The 13,504-nt window shown below is 73.8% G+C and carries 14 protein-coding genes; 8 read left to right on the top strand and 6 right to left on the bottom strand.

Going from position 1 to position 13,504, the window contains the following annotated elements:
* Together GTW40_RS18045 and GTW40_RS18040 are read left to right on the top strand one after the other, a co-directional pair.
* Positions 1–624: cysteine hydrolase family protein (locus GTW40_RS18045; RefSeq protein ID WP_161181236.1), on the top strand; the 624-nt coding region annotated here is incomplete at its 5' end.
* On the top strand, positions 603–1,481 hold the full coding sequence (locus tag GTW40_RS18040) for a class I SAM-dependent methyltransferase (RefSeq protein WP_161181235.1): 879 nt from the start codon (positions 603–605) through the stop codon (positions 1,479–1,481). The genes GTW40_RS18045 and GTW40_RS18040, both read left to right, overlap by 22 nt.
* Positions 1,482–1,548: 67 nt before the next feature.
* On the opposite strand, the gene mgrA is transcribed toward GTW40_RS18040, so the two are convergent.
* Positions 1,549–2,541, bottom strand: coding sequence for an L-glyceraldehyde 3-phosphate reductase (gene mgrA, locus GTW40_RS18035; protein WP_161181234.1), 993 nt, complete (start codon positions 2,539–2,541; stop codon positions 1,549–1,551).
* A gap of 152 nt (positions 2,542–2,693) precedes the next feature.
* Here mgrA and GTW40_RS18030 point away from each other — a divergent pair, with 152 nt between their 5' ends.
* Both GTW40_RS18030 and GTW40_RS18025 read left to right on the top strand, forming a co-directional pair.
* Positions 2,694–3,623: a LysR substrate-binding domain-containing protein gene (locus GTW40_RS18030; protein WP_161181233.1), complete on the top strand. Its 930-nt coding sequence runs from the start codon at positions 2,694–2,696 to the stop codon at positions 3,621–3,623.
* A gap of 55 nt (positions 3,624–3,678) precedes the next feature.
* Entirely contained in the window at positions 3,679–4,194 is a 516-nt protein-coding gene (locus GTW40_RS18025; protein ID WP_161181232.1) for a DUF664 domain-containing protein, read from the top strand.
* On the opposite strand, the gene GTW40_RS18020 is transcribed toward GTW40_RS18025, so the two are convergent.
* Together GTW40_RS18020 and GTW40_RS18015 are read right to left on the bottom strand one after the other, a co-directional pair.
* Positions 4,176–5,246 (bottom strand): adenosine deaminase, encoded by a 1,071-nt coding sequence (locus tag GTW40_RS18020; RefSeq protein ID WP_161181231.1) that lies wholly within the window; start codon positions 5,244–5,246, stop codon positions 4,176–4,178. The two genes, GTW40_RS18025 and GTW40_RS18020, sit on opposite strands and share 19 nt — an antisense overlap.
* Before the next feature lie 45 nt (positions 5,247–5,291).
* On the bottom strand, positions 5,292–5,684 hold the full coding sequence (locus GTW40_RS18015; protein WP_161181230.1) for a VOC family protein: 393 nt from the start codon (positions 5,682–5,684) through the stop codon (positions 5,292–5,294).
* A 176-nt stretch (positions 5,685–5,860) separates the two neighbouring features.
* Between GTW40_RS18015 and GTW40_RS18010 the strand changes: the two genes are divergently transcribed.
* Positions 5,861–6,778: a hypothetical protein gene (locus GTW40_RS18010; RefSeq protein ID WP_161181229.1), complete on the top strand. Its 918-nt coding sequence runs from the start codon at positions 5,861–5,863 to the stop codon at positions 6,776–6,778.
* Here GTW40_RS18010 and GTW40_RS18005 read toward each other — a convergent pair.
* Together GTW40_RS18005 and GTW40_RS18000 are read right to left on the bottom strand one after the other, a co-directional pair.
* Positions 6,757–7,569, bottom strand: coding sequence for a helix-turn-helix transcriptional regulator (locus GTW40_RS18005; protein ID WP_161181228.1), 813 nt, complete (start codon positions 7,567–7,569; stop codon positions 6,757–6,759). The genes GTW40_RS18010 and GTW40_RS18005 overlap by 22 nt on opposite strands.
* A 60-nt stretch (positions 7,570–7,629) precedes the next feature.
* On the bottom strand, positions 7,630–8,538 hold the full coding sequence (locus GTW40_RS18000) for an aldo/keto reductase (protein ID WP_161181227.1): 909 nt from the start codon (positions 8,536–8,538) through the stop codon (positions 7,630–7,632).
* 151 nt (positions 8,539–8,689) lie between these two features.
* On the opposite strand from GTW40_RS18000, the gene GTW40_RS17995 reads away from it, so the two are divergent.
* Positions 8,690–9,721, top strand: a complete 1,032-nt coding sequence (locus GTW40_RS17995; protein WP_161181226.1) for an acyl-CoA dehydrogenase family protein — start codon at positions 8,690–8,692, stop codon at positions 9,719–9,721.
* Between the two features lie 65 nt (positions 9,722–9,786).
* Here GTW40_RS17995 and GTW40_RS32705 read toward each other — a convergent pair whose 3' ends face one another.
* Positions 9,787–9,954, bottom strand: coding sequence for a hypothetical protein (locus GTW40_RS32705; protein ID WP_202486061.1), 168 nt, complete (start codon positions 9,952–9,954; stop codon positions 9,787–9,789).
* 290 nt (positions 9,955–10,244) lie between these two features.
* Between GTW40_RS32705 and GTW40_RS17990 the strand changes: the two genes are divergently transcribed.
* Together GTW40_RS17990 and GTW40_RS17985 are read left to right on the top strand one after the other, a co-directional pair.
* Positions 10,245–11,804 (top strand): SDR family oxidoreductase, encoded by a 1,560-nt coding sequence (locus GTW40_RS17990; protein WP_161181225.1) that lies wholly within the window; start codon positions 10,245–10,247, stop codon positions 11,802–11,804.
* 148 nt (positions 11,805–11,952) lie between these two features.
* Positions 11,953–13,326, top strand: a complete 1,374-nt coding sequence (locus tag GTW40_RS17985; protein WP_161181224.1) for a deoxyribodipyrimidine photo-lyase — start codon at positions 11,953–11,955, stop codon at positions 13,324–13,326.
* Positions 13,327–13,504: the final 178 nt, after the last annotated feature.

The following is a 13,504-nucleotide window of genomic DNA, read 5'->3' as shown; positions in this document are numbered from 1 at the left end:
GCCCGCGCCGTCGAAGGCTCCGCCCGCGCCGTGGCGGCGGCGCGGGCGGCGGGGACCGAGGTGGTCTTCGTCCGCTTCCTGGGGGACGAGGAGCACCAGGGGCCCAGCTGGCGGCGGCGCGACCGGCTGCTCGGCAAGCGGCCCAAGTGCGTCACGGGCACCCCGGGCGCGGAGTTCCACGGGGTCTCCCCCGCGCCCGGTGAGGCGGTCTTCACCAAGTACGCCTGTTTCGACGCCTTCCTCGCGGACGGCTTCGAACTCCACTTGCGTGAACGCGGCGTCGTACGGCTGGTGTTCGCGGGGGTGTTCCTCGACGTGTGCGTGGACTCCAGCGCGCGGACCGCGTTCCAGAAGGGCTTCGAGGTGTCGGTGCTCACCGACTGCACGGCCCCGCTGCACCTGCCCGAGGAGCGGATCCTCGGCTTCATGCGGCGAGTGTACGGCGCCCGCCTCACCACGTGCGCGGACCCGGAGGTGTGGGCCGCCCACCCCGTGACACCGGGCCGCCCCGCGACCGAGGAGGAGACATCACGACCACCGTCACCACGCCCCGGCCCGAGCCCGACGAATCCGGCGAATCCGGCGACCCCGGACCCTCGGGAGTGGACGCGGGCGTCGGAGTGACCGCGCTGCTGGTCGCCGCCGCCCGCGCGATCGAGACGCACCGCCCCGACGCGCTCGCCCGCGACCCGTACGCCGCGCACTTCGTCCGCGCGGCCCGCGCCTCGGCCGGCTGGCCGCTGCGCCCCGAGGAGGTACCGGACGGGGACGCCGACCCGGTGTGGGGGCGGCTCGGCCGCTACTTCGGCCTGCGCACCCGGGCGCTGGACGACGCGCTGCGCGCGGCGGTCTCCTCCGGAACCCGGCAGTTCGTGCTGCTCGGCGCGGGACTCGACGCCCGGGCGTTCCGGCTGGACTGGCCGCCGGGCTGCACGGTGTGGGAGGTGGACCGGCCGGGCGTCCTCGCCTTCAAGGAACGGGTGCTGGACTCCACGGGTGCCGTCCCGGTGGCCCGCCGGGTGCCGGTCGCCGCCGATCTGTGCGAGGACTGGGCCACGGCCCTGCTCGACGCCGGGCTCGACCCGGCCGCGCCCACCGGCTGGCTGGCCGAGGGGCTGCTGCTCTACCTCTCCGCCGACGCGGAACGCCGACTCCTGGTGAAGATCGGTGAGTTGAGCGCCCCGGGCAGCACCCTCGCGTACGAGGTGAAGCTCCACCGCGAGGTCCGGGCCGTACGGCACAACCCGGTCTACACCGCGGCCCGGGAGCGCCTCGGCATCGACCTGCTCGCGCTCTTCGACGGCGACCCGCGCCCGGACTCGGCCGCCGATCTGGCGGGCCGGGGCTGGCGCACCCGGGTGGACTCGCCGTACGACCACACCCGCCGGTACGGCCGGGGCCCGCGCCCCGAGCCGGACGACGCGCTGGCGGTGAACCGCTGGGTGTTCGCCGTCAAACCGGGTGGCGGCCGGGGCAGTTGACCACTCCCCCGGCCGCCACCCGGCCATCGGGCCGCTCACCTACGGCCCCTCAGCGGCAGTCGATCCCTCAGCTCTCCAACACCTCGTCGATCCGCGCCAGTTCCTCCACCTCGAAGTCCAGGTTCCGCAGCGCGCCCACACTGTCCTCCAGTTGGCGGGGGCTGCTCGCGCCGACCAGGGCCGAGGTGACCCGGCCGCCCCGCAGCACCCAGGCGAGGGCGAGCTGCGCCAGGGACTGGCCCCGGGACTTGGCGATGCCGTCCAGGGCACGCAGCCGGGCGACCAGGTCCTCGGTGACGGCGTCGGAGTTCAGGAAGGGGCTGTCGCTCGCGGCGCGGGAGTCCTCGGGAATGCCGTCGAGGTAGCGGTCGGTGAGCAGGCCCTGCTCCAGCGGGGAGTACACGATGGAGCCGACGCCGAGGTCGTCCAGGGCGTCGAGCACACCCTCGTCCTCGGGGCGCCGGTCGAGCATCGAGTAGCGCGGCTGGTGGATGAGGAGCGGGGTGCCCAGCTCGGCCAGGATGCGGGCGGCCTCCCGGGTCTGCTCGGCCGGGTAGTTGGAGATGCCGACGTAGAGCGCCTTGCCCTGCTGGACGGCGGAGTGCAGCGCACCCATCGTCTCCTCCAGCGGGGTGTCGGGGTCGAAGCGGTGGGAGTAGAAGATGTCCACATGGTCCAGGCCCATACGCTTCAGCGACTGGTCCAGTGAGCCCAGCACATACTTGCGCGAGCCCCATTCGCCGTAGGGCCCCGGCCACATCAGATAACCGGCCTTCGTGGAGATCACCAGCTCGTCGCGGTACGGCGCGAAGTCGGCCTTCAGGGCCTCACCGAGGGCGGACTCGGCGGCGCCGGGCGGGGGGCCGTAGTTGTTGGCGAGGTCGAAGTGGGTGACGCCGAGGTCGAAGGCGCGGCGCAGGATCGCGCGCTGGGTCTCCGCGGGCCGGTCCGGGCCGAAGTTGTGCCACAGGCCGAGGGACAGGGCGGGAAGCTTCAGTCCGCTGCGTCCGGTGCGCCGGTAGGGCATGTCGGCGTAGCGGTCGGGGTGTGCGGTGTACAACGCGACTCCAGTGGGGTTGGCACTCGGTCTTCCCGGCTGCCGGGCTCCCGGCAGCCTCCCTCACTCTGTCCCGGAGTCCGGTCAGCGGTCCAACAGGAGAATCCGATGGGTTTGAGCGAGGGGGCTTCTCAATCCGGTTAGGCTTCTGCCTCATGGAACTGCGTCATCTCCAGCACTTCGTCGCGGTCGCCGAGGACCAGCACTTCACCCGGGCGGCCGAGCGGCTGATGGTGTCCCAGTCGGGCCTGTCGGCGTCGATCCGGTCCCTGGAGCGCGAGCTGCGGGCGCCGCTGTTCGTGCGCACCACCCGGCGGGTGACGCTGACCGAGGCCGGGCGAGCACTCCTTGTGGAGGCGGAGCGGGTGCTCGCGCAGGTGCGCGCGGCGCACGAGGCGGTGGCCGCCGTGCAGGGCGTGCTGCGCGGCACGGTGGCGCTGGGCACCGAGCAGTGCATCGCCGGGGTGCGGGTGGCGGGGCTGCTCGCGGCCTTCCGCCGGGAGCACCCGGACGTGGAGATCCGGCTGCGGCAGACCGGTACGGGCGCGCTGGCCGAGGAGGTGGCGGCGGGCCGCCTGGACCTGGCCTTCGCCTACCGCACCCGCACGGACGGCGACCAGCTGCGGGCCGTACCGCTGACGAGCGAGCCCATGACGGTGCTGTGCCATCCGGAGCACCGGTTCGCCGAGGCGGGAGCGGTCCTGACCCCGGCCGATCTGGCGGGCGAGGTGTTCGTGGACTTCCACCCGGACTGGGGTCCGCGCCGGGCGACGGACGCGGCGTTCGCGGCCGCCGGGGTGCGGCGCACGGTCGCCCTGGAGGTCAACGACGTGCACAGTCTGCTGGACCTGGTGGACGAGAACCTGGGGATCGCGGTGGTCCCCCGGCACTTCCGGCACAAGCGGTCCTCGCTCACCGCGCTCCCGCTCAAGGGCATGGACGAGGCGGCGTACGAGACGGTGGTGCTGCTGCCGCCGGAGCGCGCCACCAGCCCGGCCGCCCGCGCCCTGATCTCGCTGCTGGGCACGAAGGAGGCGGCCGTACCGGCGGAACCGGCGGTGACCGGGCCGCTGGGCGACGTGTAACGCGCCGTCAGGCGATGGGGGCGCGGCGCGGGCCGGGATGCGCGAAGGTGGACCCATGCATGCCAAGGACATCCTCATCGACGGCTTCGGCCGTATCCGGGAAGAGGTCCACGCCGTCCTGGACGGTCTCGGCCCCGACGAACTGGACACGAGTCCCGCGCCCGGCGCCAACACCATCGCGTGGCTGGTCTGGCATCTCACCCGGGTGCAGGACGACCATGTCGCCGACGCCTTCGGGCTCGACCAGGTGTGGCTGTCCGACGGCTGGGAGAAGCGCTTCGGGCTGAAGCTGCCCGCGCACGACACCGGCTACGGGCACACCCCGGCGCAGGTCGCCAAGGTCCGGGTGGACTCGGCGGACCTGCTGACCGGGTACTACGACGCGGTGCACGAGCAGACCCTGAAGGCACTGCGCTCGCTCACGGCGGGCGACCTGGAGCGGGTGGTCGACGAGCGCTGGAGCCCTCCGGTCACGCTCGGGGTGCGCCTGGTGAGCGTCCTGTCCGACGATCTCCAGCACGTCGGACAGGCCGCCTACGCACGCGGGCTGCTTCAGACGGCGGCCGCGTAACCCGGCAGGATCACGTCCTCGATGAGGGCCTTGCGCTCGTCGAACGGGATGAACGCGCTCTTGACGGCGTTCACCGTGACCGTGCGCAGGTCCTCGGCCGTCCAGCCCGCCTCCTCGACGAGCAGGGACATCTCCCGGGTCATCGTGGTGCCGGAGACCAGCCGGTTGTCGGTGTTGAGGGTGACCCGGAAGCCGAGGTCCTTCAGCGCGGTGATGGGGTGCTCGGCGATGGAGGTCGCGCAGCCCGTCTGGAGGTTGGAGGTGGGGCACATCTCCAGCGCGACACGGCGGTCGCGGACCCAGCCGGCCAGGCGGCCGAGCTTGCCGTCCACGATGTCCTCGGTGAGGCGGACGCCGTGGCCGATGCGCTGGGCGCCGCACACCTGGAGGGCCTGATGGACGCTGGGCAGGCCGTACGCCTCGCCCGCGTGGATGGTGAACGGCACGCTCTCGCGGCGCAGCAGCTCGAAGGCGGCGAGATGGTCGGCGGGCGGGAAGCCGTCCTCGGCGCCCGCGATGTCGAAGCCGACGACACCGGCGTCCCGGTAGGCGACGGCCAGTTCGGCGGCCTCCTGGACCCGGTCGAACATCCGCATCCCGCAGAGCAGGGTGCCCACGCGCACGGGCGTCCCGGCGGCGGCCGCCTTCGCCATGCCGACGGCGAGACCTTCCTGCACGGTCTCCACGACCTCGCGCATCGTCAGGCCGCCCTGGGTGTTCAGCTCGGGGGCGTAGCGCACCTCGCCGTAGACCACGCCGTCGGCCGCGAGGTCGAGGACGTACTCCTCGGCGACGCGCAGCAGGCCCTCGCGGCTCTGCATGACGGCGAGGGTGTGCTCGAAGGTGCCTATGTAGCGCACCAGGTCACCGGAGTTGGCGGCCTCGACGTACCAGGCGGCCAGCTCGTCGGGGTCGGTGGTGGGCAGGGTGTGCCCGACCGAGGCCGCGAGTTCGACGAGCGTGGCGGGGCGCAGTCCGCCGTCGAGGTGGTCGTGCAGCACGGCCTTGGGGAGCCGGCGGAGGGTGTCGGTGTCGATGCGGGGCGCGGTCATGGCGTGCTTCCTTGGCGGATCGTGCGGGGTGCGGGGTGCGGGGGTTCAGGCGGCGGGCTGGAGGAGGTCCCAGCGGTTGCCGTAGAGGTCCTGGAAGACGACGACCGAGCCGTACGCCTCGTGGCGGGGCTCCTCCAGGAAGGTCACCCCGGCGGCGGTCATGCGCGCGTGGTCGCGGGCGAAGTCGTCGGTGTGCAGGAAGAAGCCGACGCGGCCGCCGGTCTGGTCGCCGACGCGGGCGCGCTGGGCGTCGTCCTTGGCACGGGCGAGCAGCAGGCCGGTGCCGTCGTTGCCCTCGCCGGGTACGACCACGACCCAGCGGGCGCCGTCGGGACGGGGCTCGTCCTCCGCGAGGCGGAAGCCCAGGGCCTCGGTGTAGAAGCGGATGGCCTCGTCGTAGTCGTCCACGACAAGGGTGACCAGGGCAACGCGTCGCATCGGGACCTTCCGGTGGGGGTGGTTAGCGGGAGAGGTTATACGTAAAACTTGAGGTGCGCCAGTCACCTTTGGCCTGGGCTGTCACGGCCCGGGGGACGGCTCCTCGGTCCTGGCCGGGGTCCGGCATGGCCGTTTCGTTCAAGACCCTCGGCGGCCACCCGCCTACCGTCGCCCCCATGACATGGATCGACGACGGCATGCTCGAACGGGCCGGCCGCTTCCTGTGGGCCTCGGGCCGGGTACTGGAACAGCGGCGGTTCGCGTTCCTCTTCGGCGGGGCGGACGACCGGGCGGGCGTACTCACGGCCCTGGACGCCTACGGCACCCCGGACGGCGGATTCGCCTTCGGCCTCGAACCCGATGTGCGCGGACCGGCGGCTCAGCCCATCTCCGTGCCCTCCGCTCTGCGGGTACTGGAGGAGACCGGTGCCCTGCACGGGGACCGGGCCCGGCGTCTGTGCGACTGGCTGGCCGGGGTCACCGCTCCGGACGGCGGCGTCCCGGCCGTACTGCCCAGCCTGCGCCCCTACCCGCGACCGCCCTGGCTCCCGGTCCCCGACGAGCCGGCCGGCGATCTGCTGGCGACCGGGCAGATCGTGGGCCCGCTGCTGCGGTGCGGGATCGACCATCCCTGGCTGAAGACGGCCACCGACTTCTGCCGCCACTCCATCGAGCGTCTGCGGCAGACCCATCCCTACGAGGCGGAGGCCGCCGTCGACTTCCTCGACGCCGTACCGGACCGCGCGTGGGCGCGTCGGCAGGCCGCCCGCCTGGGCGACCTCGTCCGGGATCAGCGCATCGTGCTCCTCGACCCCGCCCACCCCGAGCGGGCCGCCGTCGCGCCGGGCTACGCCCCCGGCGAGCACCACCTGCCGCACGACTTCGCCCGCTCCCCGGGCAGCGTGGCCCGGGCGTGGTTCACCGACGCGGAGCTGGCCCGCGGCCTGGAGCACCTGGCCGCCCAGCAACGGGAGGACGGCGGCTGGCCGGTGCCCTGGGCGAAGTGGTCCGCCACCACCGAGGTGGAGGCCCGCCCCGGCGTCACGCTCGGCGCCCTGCTCACCCTGCGCGCCTACGGCGAGGAGTCAGGCTGAGCCGTGCGGCTCTGTCGCCGTCCGAGTCCGACCGAGCCGTCCGGCTCTCCCGCCGTCCGAGGTCGCCGTCCGAGGAGGAGCGTCGGCGGCGCGCCCGCCAGACGGCGGACCTCGCGGGTGAAGTGGGCCTGGTCGGCGTAGCCCGCGCGCAGCGCGATCTCGGCGAGCCCGGCCTCTCCCGACCGGGCCCACGCCAGCGCCCGCTGGAAACGCAGCACTCCGTGCAGGGTCTTGGGCCCGTACCCCACCGCGTCGGTCACCCGGCGCCGCAGCTGCCGTGGCGACAGCCCCAGCTCGGCCGCCAGCTCCGACAGCGGGACGGGCTCCGGACCGCCGAGCAGCGCCACCGCCCGCTCCACCGAGGGGTCCGGCGCGTAGCCGGGCAGCAGCGACACCGCGAAGGCGTCCAGGACCGCCGCGGCCGCGCGCGGGTGTTCCGCGTCGGCCAGCCGCTCCGTCAGCGGCCGGGCCAGGCCCGGGAAGAGCTCCTCCAGCGGAACCCGCAGATCACAGACCTCCCGGACGGGAACCCGCCCCAGCAGCAGTCCCGCGCTCCCGGGCCGGAACCGCACCCCGGCGATGCCCGCACCCCCGCGCACCGGCACACTGCGCGGCCCGCGGTCCGGCCCCACGATCTCGGCGCGCCCCTCCCACCAGATCAGATCGACGCAGCCGTCCGGGACGACGAGCTGACGGTGGGCCGGGCGCTCCGCGTTCTCCCGCACCCACACGCAGTCCACCCAACGTCTCAGCGGCGCCGTGGGCCGCCACTGCGCATAACGAGATGCCACCCGCCCACCTTGCGGCCACCCGGGGAGTCGGCGCCACCCGCTGAGCCGGGGGCGTACGGATCAGTCGGCCGCGCGGTGCAGCGCGTTCAGCCGGGTCAGCTCCTCCTCGGTCAGCCGCAGGGTGCCCGCCGCGATGTTCTCGACCAGATGGTCCGGGTTGCCGGTGCCGGTGATCGCGAGGACGTGCGGGCCCTGGTGGAGGGTCCAGGCCGTGCGGATCTGGGCCGGGCGGGCCCCGTGCGCGCGGGCGATCTCCGCCACGGCGGCCTCGGCCCGTCCGGTGACGGCACCGTGCTGACCGCCCTCACCCGCGACGGCGTAGAACGGCACGAAGGCGATCCCCCGCTCCCCGCACATCTGGAGGAGCGTGTCGGCGTCCGCGTCGGGCAGGTCGAGCGCGTACCGCTGCTGCACGGAGACCACGGGGGCGATCTCCAGTGCCTCGGCGAGGTGCCGTGGCTGTACGGCGGAGATCCCGAGGTGCCGGATCAGGCCCGCCTCGCGCAGCTCGGCCAGCGCGCCGAAGTGCTCGGCTATGGAGTCCTGCCGCATCCGGCGGAGGTAGACGAGGTCGAGGTGGTCGCGGCCGAGCTGGCGCAGGTTCTCCTCGACATGGCCGCGCAACTGGTCCGGACGCGCCGAGGTGCCCCACTCGCCGTCCTGCTCGCGGAACGGGCCGACCTTGGTGGCGATGAGCAGATCGTCGGGGTACGGGGCCAGCGCGGTGTTGAGCAGTTCGTTGGCGGAGCGGAGCGCGGAGAAGTAGAAGGCGGCCGTGTCGATGTGGTTCACCCCGAGCTCGAGGGCCCGGCGCAGCACGGCGATCGAGCGCCCGCGGTCGCTGGGAGTGCCCTCGTGGAAGGCCGAGCTGCCGGTCAGGCGCATGGTGCCGAAGCCTGTGCGGTGGACGGCGAAGTCGCCGAGCTTGAAGGTGCCCGACGCGGCGGCGTTGATCATTTCGGCAGTCATCGGCGGAGTGTGACACACCGGAGCGGGCCGTACACGGCATTTTCGGACATCCATACGCCCCGACCGGGCCGGAGAGCACGGCGGCGCCGGTGACGGCGGTGGCACCGGAAACGGCGGTGGCGGAGGGCCCCGCCGGGTGAGAATCGTCGGTATGACGATCACCACGCATCCGCTCGTCACCCGCGCCCGGCACCTCGCCGCCTCGCTGCTGGAGCCCGAGGCCGCCCGGGTGGACCAGGAAGGGGTGCCCGCCGGTCATGTCGAGGCCGTCAAGCGGTCGGGGCTGCTGGGGGTGACGGCGCCGGTCGAGTACGGCGGCGCGGGGGCACCGGTGGCCGTGCTGCGGGAGACGGCGGAGATTCTGGCCGGGGCGTGCTGTTCGACCTGGTTCGTGCAGACGCAGCACCACACACCGGTGCAGACCCTGGTGCGCGGTGAACAGGCCGCGCGGGAACGGCTGTTGGGCCCGCTGTCGCGCGGTGAGCTGCTGTCCGGGGTGGCGTACGCGCAGCTGCGGGCGTACCCGAGGACTCCGGTACGGGTTCGGCGGCAGGGCGGCGGATGGCGGTTCGACGGAAGCGTGCCGTGGTTCACGGGGTGGGGGCTGAACGACCTGATGCTGCTGGCCGGGGTGACCGAGGACGGCGAGGTCCTGTTCGCCTTCGTCGAGGCCCGTGAGCAGTCCGGGCTGCGGGCGTCGGCGCCGATGCGGCTCGCCGCGCTCTCCGCCGCCCGTACGGTGTCGCTGGAGCTGGACGGCCTCCGGGTGCCCGAGGAGGCGGTGGCCCTGCGCACCTCGTACGAACAGTGGGCCCCGGGCGACCGCGCCAAGACCCTCAACACCAACCCGGCGGTCTTCGGCATCGCCTCCGCCGCGCTGTCCCTCCTGGACGAGCGGACGGCCGCCCCGCTCCACGCCCGCCTCGCCGACATCCGCCACCGCGCCTATGCCCTGGCCGACCACCCGGAACCCCTGGAGCGGGTCCAGGAACGGCTGGCCGTACGCGCCGAAGCGTACGCGGCCCTCACCGAGGCGACCACGGCGGCGGTCGTGACCGGCGGCGGACGGGCGATGTCCCTCACCGCCCGCGCCCAACGCCTCGCCCGCGAGGGGCTGTTCCTGCTGGTGCAGGGCCAGACGGCGGAGACCCGGGAGGCCCATCTGCGGGCGCTGACGGGGTGACCGGCACCGTCCTTCACACGAGTCATGAACCCGCAGTCCGCCAGGCGCAGTCGACCCCTCGGGACTCAGTCCTCGCCCCGCATCTCCAGCACCACGAGGAAACTGTCCGACTCCAGGTCCATCACCACGGTCGCGTGACGCCCCTCCGCGCGCCGGGCCGCCGCGTACTCCTCCGCGGGCCAGGATCCGCGGGGCGAGCCTGCGGGAAATCGCTCCAGCACCTTCGCGACCATGACGGCGGACACCTCCGGAGGACGACGGTACGTACGACGGGAACGTACGACGTGTACTCCCCCGTCTGCCCCGGAAAGAGACGGCCACGCACCGTACGCCGGCCGGTCCCGGACCGCGACCTCGACAGGCGCCGTCCGCGCGGCGCGGGCACGCTGGGCGGAGGGCGCCGCGCATCCGGAGCACGCACGCGGAGCACGCATCCGAGGAGCGCCGCCGGGGAGAAGCAAGAGGGCGGGGAGCACGCCACGGCAGAACACGCAGAACACACCGACGCGGAGGACCCGGGACGATGAACGACGACCACGCCACGGGCGACGCCCCGCTCTGCCTCGTGACCGGTGCCACCGGCTACATCGGCGGCCGTCTGGTGCCGGAGCTGCTGGCGGCCGGGTACCGGGTGCGCTGCCTCGCCCGCACCCCGCGCAAGCTGCGCGACCATCCGTGGGCCGGGCAGGTGGAGATCGTCCGGGGTGATGTCACCGACCCCGAGTCGACGGCCGAGGCGATGCGGGGCGTCGACGTGGCGTACTACCTGGTGCACGCGCTCGGCACCGGCGACGACTTCGAGGCGACCGACCGCCGCGCGGCCCGCAACTTCGGCAAGCAGGCCCACTCGGCCGGGGTGCGCCGGATCGTCTACCTCGGCGGGCTCACCCCGGCCGACGTGCCCGAGGGCGAACTCTCCCCGCACCTCAGGTCGCGGGCCGAGGTGGGCCGCATCCTGCTGTCCTCGGGCGTGCCGACGGCCGTACTGCGCGCGGCCGTGATCATCGGCTCGGGCTCGGCCTCCTTCGAGATGCTGCGCTACCTCACCGAGCGGCTGCCCGTGATGGTCACCCCGAGCTGGGTGCACACCCGTATCCAGCCCATCGGTGTGAAGGACGTGCTGCGACTGCTGGTCGGCTGCGCGAGTCTGCCCCCGGACGTCAGCCGCACCTTCGACGTCGGCGGCCCGGACGTGCTCACGTACCGCGAGATGATGCTCCGGTACGCGCGGGTGGCGGGGCTCCCCCACCGGCTCATCCTGTCGGTGCCGATGCTGACGCCGGGGCTGTCCAGCCACTGGGTCGGCCTGGTGACACCGGTGCCCGCGTCCATCGCGCGGCCGCTGACCGAGTCGCTGCGGCACGAGGTGGTGTGCCGGGAGCACGACATCAGGCGGTATCTGCCCGAGCCGCCCGGGCATCCGTACGACTTCGACGCGGCGGTGCGGCTCGCGCTGCGCCGGGTGCGGGAGGCGAAGGTGGCCACCCGCTGGTCGTCGGCCGCCGTGCCGGGCGTGCCGAGCGACCCGCTGCCCACCGATCCCGACTGGGCGGGCGGCAGTCTCTACACCGACGAGCGCGAGACCATGGTGGACGCGCCGGTGCGGGCCCTGTGGCGGGTGATCGAGGGCGTGGGCGGCGACAACGGCTGGTACTCCTTCCCGCTGGCCTGGAGCCTGCGGGGCTGGATGGACCGCGCGATGGGCGGGGTCGGGCTGCGCCGGGGCCGCCGGGACGCCGAGCGGCTGCGGGTGGGCGACTCGCTGGACTTCTGGCGGGTGGAGGAGGTCGAGCCGGAGCACCTGCTGCGGCTGCGGGCCGAGATGCGGCTGCCGGGTCTTGCCTGGCTGGAGATGTACTCCCTCCCGGACGGCGACGGCCGCAGCGTCTACCGCCAGCGCGCCCTGTTCCATCCGCACGGCCTGCTCGGCCAGGCGTACTGGTGGGCGGTCTCGCCCTTCCACGCGCTCGTGTTCGGCGGCATGGTCCGCAACATCGCGCGCGCCGCGTGCCGGGAACCCGAGGACCGCGCGAAGTCACCGGCCCTGCGGCGGCGGCGCGGGAGCACGGCCGCCCGGCGCTGAACGGCCGTCCGCCGAAGGAACCCTCGCCCGGGTGCGTCCGCCACGCGCTCCCGGCCGGAAGAGTCAGCGTCCGCACCACCAGCTCGTCCGCACCACCTGCTCGTCCGCGCCCTCTGCTCGTCCGCACCACCTGCTCCGGAGCCACCCGATGAACACCTCGGTCGTCCTGTTCACCGCCGACCTCCGTCTGCACGACCATCCGCCGCTGCGCGCGGCCCTGGACGGTTCGCGTCAGGTCGTCCCCCTGTTCGTGCGCGACCCGGCCGTCGCCGCCGCGCACGACGCGCCCAACCGGCAGGCGTTCCTCGCCGACTGTCTGCGCGACCTGGACGCCGGGCTGCGCGAGCGCGGCGGGCGGCTCGTGGTGCGCTCCGGCGACGTGGTGGAGCAGGTGTGCAAGGTGGTCGCGGAGGCCGACGCCGACGAGGTGCATCTGTCGGCCGATGTGAGCGCGTACGCGCAGCGGCGCGAGCAGCGGCTGCGCGACGCGCTGGAGGCGGACGGGCGCAGGCTGCACGTGCACGAGACGGTGACGGGGGCGGTGGCGCCCGGTGCGGTGACCCCGGCGTCCTCGGACCACTTCGCGGTGTTCACGCCGTACTTCCGCCAGTGGTCGGGCGAGCGGCTGCGGGACGCGGTGGCCGCGCCGCGCGCGGTGCGGGTGCCGGAGAACGTCGGTTCCGAGGACCCGCCGTCCCGCTCCGCCGTCTCAGGTGTCTCCCCCGGTCTGGCGGAGGGCGGTGAGGCGGAGGGCCGCAGGCGGCTGGCCGCGTGGCTGCGCTCGGGGATCGCCTCGTACGAGGACCGGCACGACGACCTGGCGGGCGACGCCACCTCCAGGCTCTCCCCGCATCTGCACTTCGGCACGCTGTCCGCCGTCGAGCTGGTGCACCGGGCCCGGCGGGCCGGCGGTGCGGGCGCGGAGGCGTTCGTACGTCAGCTCGCCTGGCGCGACTTCCACCGCCAGGTACTGGCCGCCCGCCCGGCCGCCGCGCACGCCGACTACCGCACCCAGCACGACCGTTGGCGCTCGGGCCGCGCGGCCGAGGCCGACGTCGAGGCATGGCGCGAGGGCCGTACCGGCTACCCGGTGGTGGACGCGGCGATGCGCCAGCTGCGGCACGAGGGCTGGATGCACAACCGGGGACGGCTGCTGACGGCGAGTTTCCTGGCCAAGACCCTGTACGTGGACTGGCGTTTGGGCGCCCGGCACTTCCTCGATCTGCTGGTCGACGGCGACATCGCCAACAACCAGCTCAACTGGCAGTGGATGGCGGGCACGGGCACCGACACCCGCCCCAACCGCGTCCTCAACCCGGTCACCCAGGCCAGGCGGTACGACCCCGACGGCGCGTATGTACGGCGCTGGGTCGAGGAGTTGGCGGAGGTCGAGGGACCGGCGGTGCACGAACCGTGGAAACTGCGCGGCCTCGACCGGGCGACTCTCGGGGACTACCCGGACCCGATCGTCGAACTCTCCGACGGGCTGGCCCGGTTCAAGCACGCCCGAGGACGTGACTGAGCGTCAGGAAAGGCTCAACGGGGCTTCGGATCAACCAGGTTGATCGGTGCCGTACGCCGCCGTCAGGGTGGCCAGGGCGTCGGCGAGGCCGGTGGGGCGGACCATGCCCCGGGTGGGCCGGCCGCTCCAGCCGGGGCCGCCGAGCAGGACCAGGGGCTGGGCGCGGGCGCCACGTACG

Origin of the sequence: Streptomyces sp. SID4985, assembly GCF_009863025.1 — a bacterium.
GTDB lineage: Bacteria > Actinomycetota > Actinomycetes > Streptomycetales > Streptomycetaceae > Streptomyces.
This window is presented reverse-complemented; position numbering and strand designations above follow the sequence as displayed.